General features: G+C 35.6%; 14 protein-coding genes and 1 tRNA gene. 4 read left to right on the top strand and 11 right to left on the bottom strand.

Annotated elements, in window-relative coordinates; genetic code table 11:
* Window positions 1-10: 10 nt before the first annotated feature.
* The 5 genes from lepB to ACWA1B_RS17965 form a co-directional block, all read right to left on the bottom strand.
* A complete protein-coding gene (lepB, locus tag ACWA1B_RS17985; RefSeq protein WP_456909286.1) occupies window positions 11-1567 on the bottom strand; it encodes a signal peptidase I in 1557 nt (518 codons plus the stop codon).
* Window positions 1568-1633: 66 nt separating this feature from the next.
* Window positions 1634-2335, bottom strand: coding sequence for a 4-hydroxy-tetrahydrodipicolinate reductase (gene dapB / locus ACWA1B_RS17980; RefSeq protein WP_456909284.1), 702 nt, complete (start codon window positions 2333-2335; stop codon window positions 1634-1636).
* Between the two features lie 38 nt (window positions 2336-2373).
* Window positions 2374-2937: a DUF5683 domain-containing protein gene (locus tag ACWA1B_RS17975; RefSeq protein WP_142451863.1), complete on the bottom strand. Its 564-nt coding sequence runs from the start codon at window positions 2935-2937 to the stop codon at window positions 2374-2376.
* A complete protein-coding gene (locus ACWA1B_RS17970) occupies window positions 2937-3839 on the bottom strand; it encodes a ParB/RepB/Spo0J family partition protein (RefSeq protein WP_035650087.1) in 903 nt (300 codons plus the stop codon). Before ACWA1B_RS17970 ends, ACWA1B_RS17975 begins: the two co-directional genes overlap by 1 nt.
* 5 nt (window positions 3840-3844) lie before the next feature.
* Window positions 3845-4612, bottom strand: coding sequence for a ParA family protein (locus ACWA1B_RS17965; protein WP_456909281.1), 768 nt, complete (start codon window positions 4610-4612; stop codon window positions 3845-3847).
* A 455-nt stretch (window positions 4613-5067) separates the two neighbouring features.
* Between ACWA1B_RS17965 and ACWA1B_RS17960 the strand changes: the two genes are divergently transcribed.
* Complete coding sequence (locus ACWA1B_RS17960; RefSeq protein WP_456909279.1) at window positions 5068-7233, top strand: hypothetical protein; 2166 nt, start codon at window positions 5068-5070, stop codon at window positions 7231-7233.
* A 435-nt stretch (window positions 7234-7668) separates the two neighbouring features.
* Here ACWA1B_RS17960 and ACWA1B_RS17955 read toward each other — a convergent pair.
* Window positions 7669-7743 (bottom strand) — tRNA-Pro (locus ACWA1B_RS17955).
* Window positions 7744-7919: 176 nt separating this feature from the next.
* Here ACWA1B_RS17955 and trxB point away from each other — a divergent pair.
* Window positions 7920-8867: a thioredoxin-disulfide reductase gene (gene trxB / locus ACWA1B_RS17950; RefSeq protein ID WP_456909277.1), complete on the top strand. Its 948-nt coding sequence runs from the start codon at window positions 7920-7922 to the stop codon at window positions 8865-8867.
* A 161-nt stretch (window positions 8868-9028) separates the two neighbouring features.
* On the opposite strand, the gene ACWA1B_RS17945 is transcribed toward trxB, so the two are convergent.
* From ACWA1B_RS17945 to ACWA1B_RS17925, 5 genes are all read right to left on the bottom strand, one after another.
* The gene (locus tag ACWA1B_RS17945) at window positions 9029-9862 is read right to left on the bottom strand and encodes a GIN domain-containing protein (protein WP_456909275.1); all 834 of its coding nucleotides are present in this window, start codon (window positions 9860-9862) and stop codon (window positions 9029-9031) included.
* Between the two features lie 86 nt (window positions 9863-9948).
* On the bottom strand, window positions 9949-10683 hold the full coding sequence (locus tag ACWA1B_RS17940) for a head GIN domain-containing protein (RefSeq protein WP_456909273.1): 735 nt from the start codon (window positions 10681-10683) through the stop codon (window positions 9949-9951).
* An 11-nt stretch (window positions 10684-10694) separates the two neighbouring features.
* Window positions 10695-12425, bottom strand: a complete 1731-nt coding sequence (locus tag ACWA1B_RS17935) for a PspC domain-containing protein (protein ID WP_456909271.1) — start codon at window positions 12423-12425, stop codon at window positions 10695-10697.
* A 3-nt stretch (window positions 12426-12428) separates the two neighbouring features.
* On the bottom strand, window positions 12429-12761 hold the full coding sequence (locus ACWA1B_RS17930) for a PadR family transcriptional regulator (protein WP_017498072.1): 333 nt from the start codon (window positions 12759-12761) through the stop codon (window positions 12429-12431).
* A 122-nt stretch (window positions 12762-12883) separates the two neighbouring features.
* Window positions 12884-13363, bottom strand: coding sequence for a DUF4870 domain-containing protein (locus ACWA1B_RS17925; protein ID WP_081909359.1), 480 nt, complete (start codon window positions 13361-13363; stop codon window positions 12884-12886).
* A gap of 229 nt (window positions 13364-13592) precedes the next feature.
* On the opposite strand from ACWA1B_RS17925, the gene ACWA1B_RS17920 reads away from it, so the two are divergent.
* Together ACWA1B_RS17920 and ACWA1B_RS17915 are read left to right on the top strand one after the other, a co-directional pair.
* Window positions 13593-14045 (top strand): DUF4442 domain-containing protein, encoded by a 453-nt coding sequence (locus tag ACWA1B_RS17920; protein ID WP_456909268.1) that lies wholly within the window; start codon window positions 13593-13595, stop codon window positions 14043-14045.
* Between the two features lie 523 nt (window positions 14046-14568).
* The coding region (locus ACWA1B_RS17915; RefSeq protein ID WP_456909266.1) for a hypothetical protein at window positions 14569-18320 on the top strand (3752 nt) is incomplete at its 3' end.

Raw genomic sequence — 18320 nt, 5'->3', positions numbered from 1 at the left:
TTAACGTTTTTTATGCTTTGTTTTCTTTTTTCTTTCTCCAAAAGAATTCTCCAACGAAGTAAAGAGCAAGAAGAATCAAGAAATATTTGAAATAGGATTGAGGCTGTCCTTCCCCATCAACAGTTGTGAAAACGCGGCTCCAACGAATTTTGTTGATGCCTTTTCCGTTTGTATCCCAGCTTAGCCAGATGAAAACAGGTTTTCCAACAATATGATTTTCTGGAACATATCCCCAGTAACGGCTATCTTCAGAATTGTGACGGTTGTCTCCCATCATCCAATAGTAGTTTTGTTTAAAGGTATAAGTAGTTGCTGGTTTTCCATTGATGAAAAATTTAGAATCTTTCAGCTCTAATGTATTTCCTTCGTAATTGGTGATAATATCTTTATAATATGGTAAAGATTCATTTGTTAATGCTACCGTTTTTCCAGCTTCAGGAATATAAATTGGCCCCATATTGTCTTGGCTTCCTTTATTAATATGCGGGTAAATAGCATTGTCATTTCCTTTGTCAATTTTTCTGATTACTGCAGTAACGCCTGGAGTATTCCTAAATCTTTCAGCGCCAGCTTCTGTTAATGCGCCTAAAACAAGAGTGTCTCTTGTTTGTTCGTTTTTAAAATAACCGCCATCTGTGATATCCAATTCTTTAACTAAAGACTGTAAATCAACTGGAGTTTTTCCGTCAAAAGCAATAGTATAAGAATATTGTGGTTTTGCTCTTTCTGGAAGAATTAATTTTTTTCCATTTATGAAAACGTAACCGTCAACGATTGATAAACTGTCTCCAGGAATACCAACACATCTTTTTACGTAATTTGATCTTTTATCGATCGGTTTTATAACGCCTGGTTGGCCTTTTCGCTCATAAAAAAAATGTACAGTGTCAGCCGGCCAGTTGAAAACGACAATATCGGTTCGTTTTATTTTTTCAAATGCTGGTAATCTGTAATATGGTAGTTGTGGCCATTTTAGATATGATTTGCTTTTTGTCAATGGAATCGAATCGTGAACCATAGGCAAAGCAACTGTTGTCATAGGAACTCTAGGTCCGTAATTTAATTTGCTTACAAACAAGAAGTCTCCAATCAATAATGATTTTTCAAGAGATGATGTTGGAATTGTGTAAGGCTGTACTACATAAGTATGTACTAATGTTGCTACGATTATGGCAAAAAGTAATGAACTTACAGTATCTGCAGTTTTGCTCTTTGGGGTTAAATCGCGATTAGCATTATATTCTAATTTTTGGGTGTAGTTTACGTAGTAGATGTAAAATCCTAATGTGAAAATTCCTAAAATAGTATCTAAAGTTGATCTTTTTCCAAAAGTTCTCAAGGTTTCAACCCATACAACCGGAAACATAATTAGGTTGATGATTGGAATAAAAAGCAACAAAGTCCACCAAGTCGGGCGGCTTATTATTTTCATTAAAACAATTGAGTTGTAAACGGGAATTGCAGCTTCCCAGCTTTTTCTTCCAGCTACCTGATACAATTTCCATGTCCCTATAAAATGAATCACCTGAACGGCAAGGAAAAATACAAACCAAAGATATAGTGTCATAATATTTTTGTTTAAAGTTTGAAGTTTAAAATTATCGGATTTGAAATCTTAAACTTTAAATCAGTTTTAGTTTAGATTTAATACGTCTTTCATGGTATAAATACCTGTTTTTCCTGCTAACCATTCAGCAGCAATAACGGCCCCAAGAGCAAAACCTTCACGATTGTGAGCGGTATGTTTGATTTCAATGCTGTCAATAGCTGAATCGTAATTTACAGTATGAGTTCCAGGAACTTCACCAATTCTTTTAGCTTCGATGTGAATTTGATTCTTTTTTGCTTCATCCAAAGTCCATTCAGAATAATTGCTGTTTTCAATAACGCCTTTTGCTAGAGAAATTGCAGTTCCGCTTGGAGCATCAAGTTTATGAATATGGTGAATTTCTTCCATTGAAACTTTATAAGAGTCAAATTGGTTCATAATTTTTGCCAAATATTCATTTAATCCAAAGAAAATATTTACTCCAAGACTAAAATTTGAGCTAGATATAAAACCTCCTTTTTTCTCATTGCAAAGCGCAATCATTTCGTCATAATGTTCTAGCCATCCCGTTGTTCCGGAAACTACAGGAACATTAGCATGAAAACAATTTGATATATTGTCAACAGCAGCAGTTGGAACACTAAAGTCAATAGCGACATCGGCAGCTGAAAGTCCTTCGTATGTGTTAAATTCGTCTTTCTTTAAAACAATTTCGTGGCCTCTTTCTAAAGCAATTCTTTCAATTACTTTACCCATTTTGCCATATCCTAAAAGCGCAATTTTCATTTTGTGTGTGTTTTTTTGAATTTTAAACAGTGTTTGTGCTATTTAAAAGTGTAATTAAAAGTTAGTCCAACGTTTGGTCTGAATGTTACATCGTTGGGATAAATTTCTGGACGCATTGATAATCTTTCGTTTACATTAAATTGAATCAAAGCGGCATCTACATTTGCGTCTATAATGTTGAGAACATAAAAACCAACAACAAACAATGCAGATAAATCTCTGTTTCTCTGATAGAATTTCTGGCCGGCAATAAGTCGGCTGTCATCTAAAAATTGATAGTTATCGTCGTTGTAGCCCTCTAGTCTACGCTTGTAGGCATCACGATAATCATGGTATTTTTTGTTGTTGTCAATGTAGAAATAAAGGCTGGTTCCAATTGCTCCGTAAACGAGGGGGATTTTCCAGTATTTTTTGTTGTATGCTTGACCTAATCCGGGTAAAATTGCAGAGTAAAATGCAGCTTTTGCTGGTGTAAGCGGGTCTATTTCTTGAAGTTTAGTAGTGTCTTTAGCGACTAAAACCGCATCTGATTTTGCCTGGGCAAAAATAGAAGCGGTTCCTATGAGAAAGAACAATAAACTTATGGGGACAATCTTATTCACTATCCATTAATTAATTTTATAATCCTGTTAAAGTCGGCTTCAGAATTAAATGGAATTGTAATTTTTCCTTTTCCATTGCCAGCCACTTTAATATCAACTTTTGAGCCAAAATAATCGTTGAAGGTGTTTTTTTGAGTTTCTCTAACCACAAAAGAAGATTCCGCTTTAGGTTTTCCTTCTGCTTTTGGTTGTTGGCCTTCGTGATAATTTTTAACTAAAGCTTCAGTTTCGCGAACAGATAAATTTTGACTTACAATTTTTTGATAAATATCAGTCTGAACATCTAAATCTTCAATATTTATGATTGCACGACCATGTCCCATACTAATAAAACCGTCACGAATTCCGGTTTGGATAATCGGATCTAATTTTAAAAGACGTAAATAGTTGGCAATTGTAGAGCGTTTTTTTCCAACACGTTCACTCATTTGTTCTTGTGTCAATTGTATTTCGTCAATTAAACGCTGATACGAAAGAGCAATCTCAATTGGATCTAAATCATGACGCTGAATATTTTCTACTAACGCCATTACTAATGATTCATTGTCATTAGCAATACGAATATACGCCGGAACATGAGTTAATCCCACTAATGTTGAAGCACGCAAACGGCGTTCTCCGGAAATTAGCTGGTATTTGTTGAATTCTAATTTTCGAACAGTAATAGGTTGAATTACACCAAGTTCTTTAATAGAAGTGGCTAATTCGCGTAATGATTCTTCGTTAAAATTGCTTCTAGGCTGAAACGGATTTATTTCGATAGCACTTATTTCAAGCTCAATGATGTTTCCAACAACTTTATCAGCATTTTTATCGTCTACTGATTTAATGTCGTTTTCCGGATCTTTTAATAATGCTGATAATCCTCTACCTAAGGCTTGTTTTTTAATTGCTTTTGTCATAAAAACTATTTGCTGTTTTTCTTTATAATTTCTTGAGCTAAGTGAATATAATTCACTGCACCTTTGCTTGTTGCGTCATAATTAATGATGCTTTCTCCAAAACTTGGCGCCTCGCTTAATTTTACATTTCGCTGAATAACAGTTTCAAAAACCATGTCGTTAAAGTGTTTTTGAACCTCTTCAACAACCTGATTCGATAAACGCAGTCTTGAGTCGTACATCGTCAACAATAAACCTTCGATGTCAAGATCCGGGTTATGTATTTTTTGAATACTTTTAATAGTATTCAATAATTTTCCTAATCCTTCAAGTGCAAAATACTCACATTGAATAGGAATAACCACAGAATCTGCAGCTGTTAAAGCATTTAAGGTTAACAAACCTAGAGATGGAGCACAATCGATAATGATGTAATCATATTCTTTTTTTGCCTCTTCTAATGCTTTTTTAAGCATATACTCACGGTTTTCTTTGTCAACCAATTCAATTTCGATAGCAACAAGGTCGATGTGAGCAGGTATCACGTCAACATTTGGAGCTGTACATTTTAAAATGGCTTCTTTTGGTGTTACAGTATGTTCCAGAATTTGATACGTCCCAACTTCAACGGATTCTACGTCAATGCCAAGGCCAGATGTTGCATTGGCCTGAGGATCAGCGTCGATCAATAATACTTTTTTCTCTAAGACACCTAATGAGGCAGCAAGATTTACTGATGTAGTAGTCTTTCCGACGCCTCCTTTTTGATTAGCAATAGCAATGATTTTGCCCATTTATTTTCTGAATTTTGAACCGTAAAAATACAATTATTTATGGTTTTTGAAAATCTATTTTGTTAACATTTAAGAAACTTTGTGTAATCGTTGTGCGGTGGGTGTTTGGCAGAAAATAATTTGAGATATAAATGAAATTATTAAAAGAATTTTGACTGACTACGTTAATGATTGGACTCAAAAAATATAAAGATTTAGCTTTTCTTGAAAAAAAGTTCTCTTTAAGAAATATAAAAATAAAAACATTAGTTAGTTTGCTTTTTGATTGTAATTAACTTTTAGGGTTAAGCGATTTCTCGTTCAGTATGAAAAAACCTTTTTAAGTCTTGTAAATTGGGATTTTGTATAGTTTTTGATAAGAAAATTGAAACCAAAAACGGACTTTTAGATTAAAGATTATCGCTATTTTTCGATTCTGAAAAAACTATTACTATTAAAACCCAAAAAGAATTTTTATGATTAAGAAGGCAATCTCTTTATGTTTCGTATTTGCATTTATATTGATTTTATGCAGCTTCGCAACACCTTATTCATCTGATGAAAAACCAGAAAACAAGATAGAAGGCAAGATTGTTTACAACAAGAAAAAACACTGTATCACATTATCGTGGCCGGCATTTGGCTCCTCTGGGAATTATGTAATAACAAGAGGGGGAAGTCATTTGGCATCCGATTTTGTTGCAGTTGGTGCTACTTCTAAATTGACATTTACTGACAATAAGCCAAACACAAATAAATACGAGAACTATTATAAAGTTACTCGCAACGAGATAACTATTGTGATTTCACTTGAAAACCAGATTTTCGGTGACAATATGTATTTCTATGACAGAAAATATGAAAAAGCTGAAACTGCAAAAAATGATATTAATTCTCAATTTGCTGCTATTGGTTTAGGTGGTGCAAATGGTGAGTGGACAACTAAACGTCAGGCTTATTACTTCAAAGCTAATGTTAATGGGCAAACTTATGATGTTGGTGGTTCAGGTTCTGCGTCATCGGCGGAATCTAATGCAATCGAATTAGGGTTTTATTCTCATATTGGAGGTTTAGGAAGAGTTCCGTCAGATGTGAAATTGGGTGCTATATTTACAAGACCTCATCTTTCAGGTGGTGCAAATGCTACTTGTACTTTTTGGCGTTCTGTTGAAAATGTTGAAGTTATGCGCGATTTTTCATGGACCGTTTCTCAGTCAACGAGCGCGCGAAGATTATTGATTGAAAGTACTTCAAAATATATTTCAGATATTGGAAATACAAATTTTTGGGGAAGTGGTGGTTTTATAGCTGATACACATTACACAACTGACCGACCAAACTGGAAAGGACAGCAACAATGGTATACGAGAAATACTGTTTTTCCTGCAGGTTCTGAAGCAATGGGTGGCTCTTATAATATGGTTTGGCAAGGTTGTGTAAATCCTCCACAGGCAAGTGAATCCAATTCTCCAATTCTAACTACACCTATTATAAGAGAAAAACCTTTTCTGTTTATTGATAAAGATGGCGAATACAAAGTGTTTGTTCCGGCTTGGCAAAAAGATAGAGTAGGAGTTTCCTGGTCGTCATCAGATATGGGTAAGGGTAAAATCCAGGATTTGGTTACAGAATGGTATGTTACGAAAGAAGGTGATACGGAAGTAGAAATCAACAATGCTTTGAAAGCGGGTAAAAATATATTTTTCACCCCAGGACATTATTCGCTCAATGCTCCAATTCAGGTAAATAGAAAAGATGCAATACTTTTAGGTGCCGGGATAGCTTCGGTAACATTGGAGCCTACTGAAAAAAATACTTGGGGATGTATTTATGCTGATGATGAAGATGGAATTATTATCGCCGGTCTTCTTATGGATTCGTTCAATAGCACAACTTATCAAATTCGAATTGGCAATGAAGGAGCAAAAGTTGATCATTCTGCAGATCCAATTCTGCTAACCGATATTACGTGTAGAGTAGGTGGAGTTCAATCAAAAAATATTCAGATACAGGCTTCAATGCAGATAAATAGTAGCAATGTAGTTGGAGATCACTTCTGGCTTTGGCGTGCTGATCATGGCTCACAGAAAGGTGGAAGTCTTCGTTGGACAAGAGACAGATGCAAAAACGGACTTATTGTTACCGGTAACGATGTTACGCTTTATGGATTATTTGTTGAGCATTTTCAAGAATACGAGGTGTTATGGCTTGGTGAACGTGGTAGAACTTATTTCTTTCAAAATGAACCACCATATGATGCGCCAAATCAAGCAAGCTGGAGTAGTCAAAACGGAAAAGTTGATGGTTATGCTGCATTCAAAGTGGCTAATACTGTTAAAGAACATCATAGTATAGGAATGGGGTCATATGCAGTTTTGACAGGAACTGATGGTAATGTAAATAAGAAAAATGGTTTTGAAATACCTAACAGTCCAAATGTAATATTAGAAAAAATGTGCACCACTCGTTTTGCAGGTTCAGGAAACATTCAAAATGTTATTAATAGCGAAGGCGGAAGCACAGCAACTGGTGTAAAACGTGTGGCATTATATAATAATGGATCAGGCACTCAGCCTTTTGATGAAGAATTCACTTTACCAAGTAGTGAATCGTATCCGGCTTACATTAAAATGGAAAAATAAATAAAATATTATATTTTTAGCATAGCCTGCGGTTTTAACCGTGGGCTTTTTTTTGCAATTGAACAAATTTTAGAGATGATCAATATTGATATTTGGTTTTCAGTTTATTGTAAAAAAAGTCTTTTCAAATAAATGAAAAGACTTTTGTCGGGGTGGCAGTCCCGAAAGCTTTCGGGAGAACCTGCAGCCTTCCCGATCTCAATCGGGACGAGATACCCGTTCTATGCTATAATTTTATAATTCAGTTTATTGCAAAAAAAAAGTCTTTCCAAGTAAATGAAAAGACTTTTGTCGGGGTGGCAGTCCCGAAAGCTTTCGGGAGAACTGCGGCCTTCCCGATCTCAATCGGGACGAGATACCCGTTCTATGCTATAATTTTATAATTCAGTTTATTGCAAAAAAAAAAGTCTTTCCAAGTAAATGAAAAGACTTTTGTCGGGGTGGCAGGATTCGAACCTGCGGCCTCCTGCTCCCAAAGCAGGCGCGATAACCGGGCTACGCTACACCCCGAAGATGTATTTGTTGTACTGCCCGTAAGCGGATGCAAAGATATAAATAAATTTCGTTTACAAAAGGAAAAAATGAAAATAAATAAAACTTATTTGAACATAGTTATTTCGGATTTATTTTCGCCTTTATTTTTTATAATAAAGTTTACATTTGCATCACAAAAAAACTATTCACTTATGTCAGATACAATCGAAAAAATTAAATGCCTTATTATAGGTTCTGGCCCTGCAGGTTACACTGCAGCTATTTATGCAGCCAGAGCTAACATGAATCCAGTATTATATCAAGGAATGCAGCCAGGTGGACAATTAACTACAACTAATGAGGTAGAAAATTTTCCAGGTTATGTTGATGGGGTTACCGGACCAGAAATGATGATTCAGTTACAAGAACAAGCAAAACGTTTTGGGGCTGATATTCGTGATGGCTGGGCTACAAAAGTTGATTTTTCAGGAGATATTCATAAAGTTTGGATCAATGATTCAATCGAGTTACACTGTGAAACTGTTATTATTTCTACAGGAGCTTCAGCGAAATATTTAGGATTACCATCAGAGCAGTATTATTTGAATATGGGCGGAGGAGTTTCTGCTTGTGCGGTTTGTGATGGATTCTTTTATAGAAATCAGGAAGTTGTAATTGTTGGAGCTGGAGATTCTGCTTGTGAAGAAGCGCATTACTTATCTAAACTTTGCAAAAAAGTAACCATGTTGGTAAGAAGCGAAAAATTCAGAGCTTCAAAAATCATGGAAGAACGCATTCGTAAAACTGAAAATATCGAGATTTTAATGAATCATGATACGGTTGAAGTTCTAGGTGATAATAACGTAGTACACGCTATTAAAGCATTAAATAAAACTACTGGTGAAACTATCGAAATTCCAGCAACTGGCTTTTTCGTAGCAATTGGACACAAACCAAATACAGATATTTTTAAAGATTACATCACTCTTGATGAAACAGGATATATCATAAATACTCCGGGAACATCTAATACAAATGTTGCAGGTGTTTTTGTAGCTGGTGATGCTGCAGATCATGTATACCGCCAGGCTATCACTGCTGCAGGTACAGGATGTATGGCTGCATTAGATGCTGAAAGATATTTAGCTTCTAAAGAGTAAAAATTTTGTTTCAGGTTTCAGGTTTTCTTTGTTTCAAGTTTCCTGTAATCTCTAAAGCGACAATAAAAAATCCCGGTCTAAATTTAGATCGGGATTTTTTTTATAATGAATGTTCCTAATTTCAACTTGAAACCTGAAACAAAGAAAACCTGAAACAAAAATTATTTAAGCTTCTTAATCAATTTAGCTTCTTCAGAAAAGCGTGTCAATTGTATGGTTGGGTTTCCAAATAAAGAAAGTTCAGCTTTGTCTCCAACTGCGATTGAAATAGTAGTTTCTGCTAAAACACTTCCGGTAGAGTAACTTTCCGCGGTAATATTAGCATCTTTCATAGTAAACTTTGTTCCAGTGAAAACAGAATTGTTGTCTAAACGAATAGTTGCTTTTTCAGCAATTCCTTCAATTGCAGCATTTGATTTTTGGTACAAATCACATTTAAATTTGATTGCAGAAACCAAAGATTTTAGTCCGGCATTTTTGCTTAATTGAATAGTAGCTTCTTCTGCTTTTAGATTTATTTCAGATCTGGATTTGTCATCTGCAACTAAACCGAATTTTTTTGCATTTACATTCAAATACAGTTTTGAATAATCAACGCTGTTAAAAGTAATATCGTCTAATTTAAGTTCCTGAATGGCATAAATAATTGCCTCGTTTTTTGCAGTTACTTTATTTAATGTTCCTGTGTAAGTAACACGTACAGAAAGTTTTTTGAAAATTGTACTTTCTTTTGAAGTATATAAACGAAGGGTTTTATCTCTTAAATCCATCGCAACAATATCATGAAGATTATCGTCGGCTTCAATTTTGATTTCATTTTTTTCTCCGCGCTCTAAATAAACTTCCAAATTGTCATCTACTTCAAGACCGTCAAAACTTCCAACTTCTTTTATTGATGTTGTAACGATTTTAGTTCCTTTTATTTTTTCTCTTCTTTGTGCAAAACTTAATGTTGTAACTAATAGTAACAGAACCAGGGCAGTATTTCTTTTCATTAATTCTAGATTTGATTTTGACAAATATAAAAAAATCATCCACTTTTGATGAATGATTTCTTTTATATTTAACACATAAATATTGACTATCCTTGACTGATGCTTCCGCCAGAATGTGAACTTTTTTCAACAGTCTTCGGAGTTGAATCGTAATTGATGCTTCCTCCGCTTGATGCTTCAGCTTTAAGACTTACAATCGGATGCACATTTACACTTCCTCCGCTTGAAGCTTCGGCATGAACTTCGTTTGCTAATAATTTTTCTGCATTAATATTAGAACCGCTAGATGCTGAAGTTTTAATTTTTAATGCTTTTCCTTCCACCGAAATAGAACTTCCGCTTCCAGATTCTGCCGAAATATTGTCAGATTCTACATTAACAGTCATAGTTGCTGCACTTGAAGTTTCCAAATCGATATCCTGTGACTGAATTACATTTTTGCTTTGTACAGTTGCAGCGCTCGAAGCTTCAAGCTTATCAATAACCGGCATTTTTACCGTTACTTTTTTAGTCGTAACATTTCTGAATGAACTGAATTTACAGCTAATTACTAATGTTCCGTTTTCAACTTTTGTAATGATGTCTTTTTGCAAATTATCATCAGCTTCAACAACAATTTCAGTTGAATCAGACTGTACGATTACTAAATCAATCGCATTGCTTACAGATACTTTTTTGAAATCTCCCTGAACAATTCTTTTTTCAGTTGTAACATGTCCGCTTCCTTCAACTGTATTCAAATTAAAGTTGCAAGAAGTAAACAATAATGCGGTAACAGTTGCAATAATAAATTTTGTAATATGAATGATTATTTTGATCATGGCTTTAGTTATTAGTTGATTTTAATTATAACTCCGTTTTTATCAGTGGTTAACTTTCCTTTGTTTTTTTTTCCGTTTAAAACTTCTTTTCCATTAATTTTAATCGAAACTTCCTTTACAGTGTCATTCTCAATAGTGTTTTCGTCACTATCATAATCTCCATCATTATATTCGTTCTCTTCTGCAGGGCAGTTTAAACATTTTATTTTTGAACCCTCAACTTTGTAATTGTAATCTCCGCTAAAGTGCAGGTTGAAGAAATCATTTTCAGAATCGTCGTAATCTTGTACTGAGGAATCTGGCTTAAATAATTGCCCTTCTGGCAAGTACAAATATACATCAACTTCTTGTCCTCTGAACTTATTTTTTACATCTGTCAGAAAATAATTATCCAAAATTAAATGATTTCCGTTAATCTGAACGTTATAGTTGATTTTTTCGGCTCTTTTCTTTGCACTTGAAAATGAATTTCCTCTGGCACTTTTTTCAATTTGCAAATAAGGAGAAGCATTATCAGTGTATAAAACATGTAAACGAACATCATTAGAATAAATCAAGTTGTTGTTTGCAGAATCTTGTACGAATGTAAATTCATGATGATGATTCAAATCCTTTGCATAATAATCATTGTATCTGAATTTTACATAAAGAGTATCTTTTGATGTAATGTTCAATGATTTCTTCTCAACTGTTTTGTTATCGTAAGATATTTCAGTCGCTTGTTTAATTCCGATGCTGATTGCAATTGCAACAGCAATAATCCAGATGGCAAGCAAAGTATATTTTGTAATATTTCCGATTGATTTCAAATTTGGAGACAACAGTTTAAATCCTAATAAAGTCAGGAAGAAAAATGGAATTCCAACTGCAAAAAGCATCAATAAACCGAAAGACCATATAGGATATTCTGTAAAGTTTTCTGCTTCGATAAAGTTTTGCCAAGGAAAATCAATAAAAACATTTGTTCCTAAAGTAAATACTCCGATTAATAAAAGAATTAGAGTAGTGATTCCTGCCATGATTAGAATTACACCTAAAAATTTAGCAAAGATTTTAAAAACCGTCATGACAAAGTCTCCAAATGAACTACTTATTCTCTCAGCTCCCGACTTTACCTGGTTTCCCATTTTGTCATAATCTGCATTTTTGAATTTCTCAGACAATGAATCAATTTCTTCACGCACTTTTTTTTCAATGTTTGAAATCGTAACTGGTTCTCCGGTCATTTCTAGTTTCTCTGAAGTTGTTACCGCTTCAGGAGTTACAATCCAAAGTACGAAGTATGCTAAGATTCCAGTTCCAAAACCTGCAAAAACAAAGATTAAGAATATGATTTTGATCCATACGGCATCAATTCCAAAATAATGTCCTAAACCAGTTGCAACACCGCCAATCATACCTTTTTCTTTGTCACGGTATAATTTTTTATGCTGTCTTCCACTGTAATTGTTGAAAGATTGATTTTGGCTTTCTTCATCTTCAATTCGGTAATCTTCAGGTTGGCCCATTACCGCAATCACTTCGTCAACGTCTTTTAAGCCAACAACATGTTTTTCGCTTTTTTGTTTTTCTGTTAATAATTCAGAAACGCGCATTTCGATGTCTTTAATAATTTCATCTTGTCCAGACGAATTGTTCAATGATCGTTTTATAGCGTCAAAATAGCGTGTCAATTTTAAATATGCATCTTCATCGATGTGAAAAAACATACCGCCTAAGTTAATATTTACTGTTTTGTTCATGACTTATTGATTTTGATTGGTGATTAGTTTTACGGCGTCAGATAATTCTGTCCATGTGCCGCTAAGTTCGTTTAAAAAAGTTTGTCCTATCTCGGTTAATCCATAATATTTTCGTGGTGGCCCTGAGGTCGATTCTTCCCAGCGATAATTTAGTAAACCGTCATTTTTCAATCTAGTTAACAACGGATAAACGGTTCCCTCTACAACTAGTAATTTTGCGTTTTTTAAAGTGTCTAATATTTCAGATGTATATGCGTCTTTCTCTTTTAATACTGATAAGATGCAAAACTCAAGAACACCTTTGCGCATCTGTGCTTTTGTGTTTTCAATGTTCATAATTTCATTTTGTTTTTTTTAGATTGAACAATTCGTTTTTTGATTGATGATGATTGATTGATGATTGATTGTGTCTATAATCTTTTAATCTTTTTTGTGTCACACTGAGCGAAGCCGAAGTGTTACTTTATAAAAGGAATCGTAAGCGGATAATTGTATAATTCTCCGTTTGAAGCTTTTATTGAAGCATAAATCACTAAAAAGAATTCAACAAATTTTAGCAATCCAAAAAGTAAAACAGCTGTCGCGCCGATACTTAATAAGGCAATGTTTCCTTGAAAATTGAAATTTCTGATTACGAAATCTTCGTCGTTAAAAACAGCTTCCATCGGAATGTTTTGCAAAACTACTGATACGAAAATCGGAATTGCGATTAAGGCTAAAACCAAAGTGTACAGCAATAAACTCAATTGAAAATTCAATGTCTGTTTTCCGTGGTGATTTACAAATTCTGATTTGTCCTTGTAGCTCGACCAAATGATGATTGGGAAAATATAATTCCCAAAAGGAATAATGTATTGACTTAATGTACTTAAATGTGTAAACGCTGATGTGTTTCTTTCTGATGTTGTTTCCATGATGAGTGGTGTTGTTGTTTCCATGATTAAAAGTATATAGTATTTTCTTATGCAAATATATGTCTAAAAAACAGTATCTTGTTTTACATAGTACCAAATATTAACAAAATATTAACAATTTTAATATTTGTAGTGCAAGGATAATTTGCTGAAAATCATTCGGAATACTTGATTTTATTGATGTCTTTCAAAAGTGTATCGAATTTATTGTGCGTGCATAGTTTTTTCGTATTTTTACTGAAAAAATTATCTCATGGCAGTTTCAGTTTCCAAACTCAACAAATTTGTATTGTTCAAATTACCATCAGCATACATTTGCGGGGTACGTGTAAAAGCTATCGATAAAGACAGCTGTATTGTAAGTGTCAAACATAGATGGATCAATCAGAATCCGTTTAATTCGATGTATTTTGCCGTTCAGGCAATGGCGGCAGAGTTGACAACAGGGGCTTTGGTTATTTCTCAAATTCAGGACAGCGGCCGAAAGATTTCAATGTTGGTTGCCAACAATAAAGGGAACTTTACTAAAAAAGCAACAGGAAGAATCACTTTTGTTTGCAACGACGGTCATTTAATTGCTGAAGCGATTCAAAGAACTATTGAAACAGGAGAAGGGCAAACATTCTGGATGAAATCTATCGGAACAAATGAAGAAGGAATTCAGGTTTCTGAAATGGATTTTGAATGGAGTATTCGAGTGAAATAAAAATAGTAATATCGATTAATAAATAGAAACAGCAGTAATTTTTTTACGTATTGTTGCATATACAAAACGCCAGTAATTTTTTTTTACTGGCTTTTTTTTTGTTTTTAAAGTTTTTTTTTATTTTTAATGTACTGAATTACAGTGTGTTTGTAATTTAGAAGTCGTATACGCAAGAAAAAGACTTTCTTTCTAAATCAAAATTTTAACTGATAAATTGATCTTAAATATTTATCAAGCTATTACAAGCCTTTATAATTTAAGGAATTTGAAATAATTAAGTTTAACTAAAATCTATTAACATTGAGTATTTGTAATTAGAAATGCTCTATTCTGTTATTTTTTAGGCTTTTAGAGGAAACTAAAAAAAATATCCTATTATACTTTTGCCTCCCAAAATACAGAAAACTTATGTTGTATTATTTTTTAGAAAATAAATGAACAATTATTATTTAAGAGTGATTTAATTTTTTTGAAGAATAAATTATTACTCTAAGTGACTGTTGTCGAATTAACAAAAACAAATATGAGGACAAAAATTACTTTAATTCTTGCACTGCTCATCCTGCCTTTTATTGGTAACAAAGTTTTTTCACAGACTGTTTCTGGTGTAGCAAGTAATACTGGGTGCCAAAACAGTGGTATTGTTACATCTAGCAGTACAGGATTAGGAGCAACGCCGCAGTATCAACTTTTGAAGGCTGGTGTAGTGGTTTCCCCAGTTCCTGGTGATAATACGCAGTTTACAACCAATCCTGTTTTTACAGGATTAAGTTCAGGAATATACGTCGTAAATGGAAGAGCCACAGCTGGCGGAACCGTCTATTCAAGTGGCAATATTACTGTGTCGGATGGCTATACGTCAATGACAGTTTCTACCCCCACAAAAGTTGCTAATTGTGTAGGAGGGACAGCAGTTTTAACTTCAACGGTGACAAACGGTAAAGCTCCTTTTACCTTTACAATTGCCGCACAGGCTACACCGGGAACTATTTTACAGAGTAGCGGTGCTATTGCTGCCAACACATTTGCTTTTAATGGACTTCCAGCTAATAGTTATATTGTTAGTGTGACAGATTCTTGTGGATTAACAATTACTGGAGCAACATCTATTTCCAATCCAACAGTAGGGCTTAACGATATTAAATTAGGAAGTATCGCTTATCCGAATTATTCAACTACATATAATTGTTCAACTCCTCTTACAATTTATAATGAAACTCTTTTTCAGTATATTTCTAATAGTACAACATTATCTGTAGCTGATGCAGCTAATTTTTCATGGAAAATAAAATATCAGGGACAATTATATGGCCAAGATATCGATGCTGACGGTTACAGTGATATAGGAGGGGCAGGATATTCTCCTCTTTTACAAAAAGCTCCTCTTCCAATAATTGCAAATAGAGCTGGAGTAGAAGCAGATATTAATAATATGAAAGTAGTATTGATTGATAATTGTGGAAATCAAAAAGAATTTCAAATAACTCAAGTTACTGGTTATGTATCTATCTATAATTGTGGAGGTGTAGGGATTGTTAGACTTCAAGCTAACAGATTAGCTTGTTACCCCATGAATATTACATTTACAAACATTAATAATTCTTCGGATGTAATTACAAAAACTGCAACACTTCCTGTAGATAACGTCGAAGGCCTTACAGCTGGAGCCACTTATCACGTTACTTACGTTGACGCGGCAGGGGTTACTACAGGTAACCTAAATCTTCCCGTCTCTCAAAATATTACTATACCTTCTGCAACCACATTGACTATTGCACAAAGTAATTTTGGGGTACAGCAAAATCTTAATGCATTAGGATATGGAAGACTACTTATTGGAGTTACACCAGTTCAAACAGCAAATAACTTTATTAATTATACAGTTACTGCATCTAATAATCCTTTGGTTCCTGTCGGATATAGCTCTAGTTACATTTTGGATAATAGTGGAAATGCATATTTACCAAAAGTAAACGCAACCGATCCAAATGGTTACTGGCCCAAAGGTAATTATACTTTAGATATAACCACTTCTTGTGGAACCAGAACATTAAATGTTACAGTAAAAGGTTATCTAGCCAGTCTTTCAGGTAATACCACAACACCGGTCTGCGGAGGATTCAATTATGTAATGAATGGAACATTTGATGATCCGACAGCTTATCAGGTTATTGTTGTTTCCGGTCCATCAAGTGTCGGACAGGTTAGGGATATGGCAAATGCTACTTCTTCGCTTCCTTTTAATGGTTTAGGCTATGGAACTTATACTTTTGGATTGCGTATCAAAGGAGGAACTCAAGATGTTCTTACACAAACCATTACTTATGATGCCAATAATGCCATTATAGTAGATAAAACCAATACAGGAGGTTATGTCTGTGCGACAGGCGCAACAAACGGGGTTTTAACCATAACGGCTACATCCAATTCGCCAGCACCAGGAAATGTGCTTGAATATGCGCTGAGCACAGACGGAGGTGTGACTTTCGGACCTTATCAAAGCGGGAATACCTTCACCGGCCTTACCGACAACACTTATTTTTTCAGAATAAAAGACGGCTGTGGCAACGTAATTACCCAATCGGTTCAGATTGGTGTTGCAGCAGCCCCAGAGGCCACAGCCAATGGACTGAATACTCCTGCTGTAATCTGCGATATGACTTCAGGTACGGTGCAATTAGATGTGGATATTTTCGGTGCACTTTCCTATCTATGGACAGGACCGGGAATTAATGCTTCCAATCAAAACCAGAAAGATCCTCTGGTTAATTATTCAGATCTGACTGTCGGAGCTAACAATTATACCTGCACGGTTGCATTGGGAGCGCCCTGCAGCAGTAGTACGGTTTCCAATTTAACAATCAATGTCAATCCGCGACCAGTGGTAGTTACTGCAGCTCCGGCTGCGGTTTGCTTCCCAAACACAATCGATCTTACGGCGCCGGCCGTCACTGCAGGCAGTGCTGCAGGTCTGACTTACACTTATTTTTCAGACGAACAGGCCACTATTCCCGTTACGGATCCAACGGCAGTTGCAGTTCAGGATACCTACTATATAAAAGGAACCGATGCCAGCGGCTGTTTCAGCATAGCACCGGTTGAAGCCATTGTGAATGCGCTTCCTCAAGCTTCGATTGCTTATTTAAGCGCGCCTTACTGCCAAACTGGAACTGCGGTTCCCGAAGAACTGGGCACGGCAGGCGGTACTTACACTTCAGATGCAGGTTTAATTATCGATGCCGATACAGGAGAAATTAATCTGGCAGCTTCAACGTTAGGAGTTCATACTATTACGTATACTTTCAATGATGGAAGCTGTTCGAATACTGCAACAACAGATATCACCATAAATGCACTTCCTACGGCTTCCATAAGTTATCCGGCAGGACCTTTCTGTAACAGAGGAACGGTTTCTTCTGTAGAAACAGGTGTTACAAATGGTCAATATAGCGCTGATGCAGGTTTGAGTATTGATGGTGCAACGGGCGAAATAGACTTAGCTTTATCTGCACCGGGCACCTACACTGTTACTTATGAATTCAGTAACGGCACCTGTTCTAATGCTGTCACAACTGATATTACTATAAATCCTACCGTGCTTCCATCGCCTTTGGTAGATGTAACCGCAGAATGCTCGGTAACGCCAACGGCACCCACTCTTACAGATTCGTGCGCAGGGACTATCACTGGGACTACAGCGACAACGTTCCCGATAGCCACTCAGGGCATTACTGTGGTCAGCTGGACCTTTGATTACGGAAACGGCTATACGCAGACTGTCAATCAGAATGTAATTATTGATGATGCAACTGCTCCGCTCATTCCAACTTTGGCTGATGCTACTGGCGAATGTTCAGTAACTCCGACGGCACCGACCACAACAGATGCCTGCTCAGGAACCATTACCGGAACCACGACGACAATATTCCCAATCACAGCGCAGGGGACGACGGTGGTAACATGGACTTTTGATGACGGAAACGGAAATACGTCAACCGCAAATCAGAATGTGATTTTGGATGATGTTACCGCTCCAATAGTGCCAATACTGGCTGATGTTACTGGCGAATGTTCAGTAACTCCGACGGCACCGACCACAACCGATAATTGTGCAGGAACCATTACCGGAACCACGACGACAGTATTCCCAATCACTGCGCAGGGGACGACGGTGGTAACATGGACTTTTGATGACGGAAACGGAAATACATCAACCGCAAATCAGAATGTGATTTTGGATGATGTTACCGCTCCAATAGTGCCAATACTGGCGGA

This window comes from Flavobacterium xizangense, from assembly GCF_054075145.1.
Note: the sequence above shows the minus strand (reverse complement) of the source record. Positions and strands in the feature narration are given on the sequence as shown.

Coding starts and splice junctions, on each gene's coding strand:
- lepB (WP_456909286.1), bottom strand. CDS start 1,567: ATGACACTATATCTTTGGTTTGTATTTTTCCTTGCCGTTCAGGTGATT.
- dapB (WP_456909284.1), bottom strand. CDS start 2,335: ATGAAAATTGCGCTTTTAGGATATGGCAAAATGGGTAAAGTAATTGAA.
- ACWA1B_RS17970 (WP_035650087.1), bottom strand. CDS start 3,839: ATGACAAAAGCAATTAAAAAACAAGCCTTAGGTAGAGGATTATCAGCA.
- ACWA1B_RS17965 (WP_456909281.1), bottom strand. CDS start 4,612: ATGGGCAAAATCATTGCTATTGCTAATCAAAAAGGAGGCGTCGGAAAG.
- ACWA1B_RS17960 (WP_456909279.1), top strand. CDS start 5,068: ATGATTAAGAAGGCAATCTCTTTATGTTTCGTATTTGCATTTATATTG.
- trxB (WP_456909277.1), top strand. CDS start 7,920: ATGTCAGATACAATCGAAAAAATTAAATGCCTTATTATAGGTTCTGGC.
- ACWA1B_RS17945 (WP_456909275.1), bottom strand. CDS start 9,862: ATGAAAAGAAATACTGCCCTGGTTCTGTTACTATTAGTTACAACATTA.
- ACWA1B_RS17940 (WP_456909273.1), bottom strand. CDS start 10,683: ATGATCAAAATAATCATTCATATTACAAAATTTATTATTGCAACTGTT.
- ACWA1B_RS17935 (WP_456909271.1), bottom strand. CDS start 12,425: ATGAACAAAACAGTAAATATTAACTTAGGCGGTATGTTTTTTCACATC.
- ACWA1B_RS17930 (WP_017498072.1), bottom strand. CDS start 12,761: ATGAACATTGAAAACACAAAAGCACAGATGCGCAAAGGTGTTCTTGAG.
- ACWA1B_RS17925 (WP_081909359.1), bottom strand. CDS start 13,363: ATGGAAACAACAACACCACTCATCATGGAAACAACATCAGAAAGAAAC.
- ACWA1B_RS17920 (WP_456909268.1), top strand. CDS start 13,593: ATGGCAGTTTCAGTTTCCAAACTCAACAAATTTGTATTGTTCAAATTA.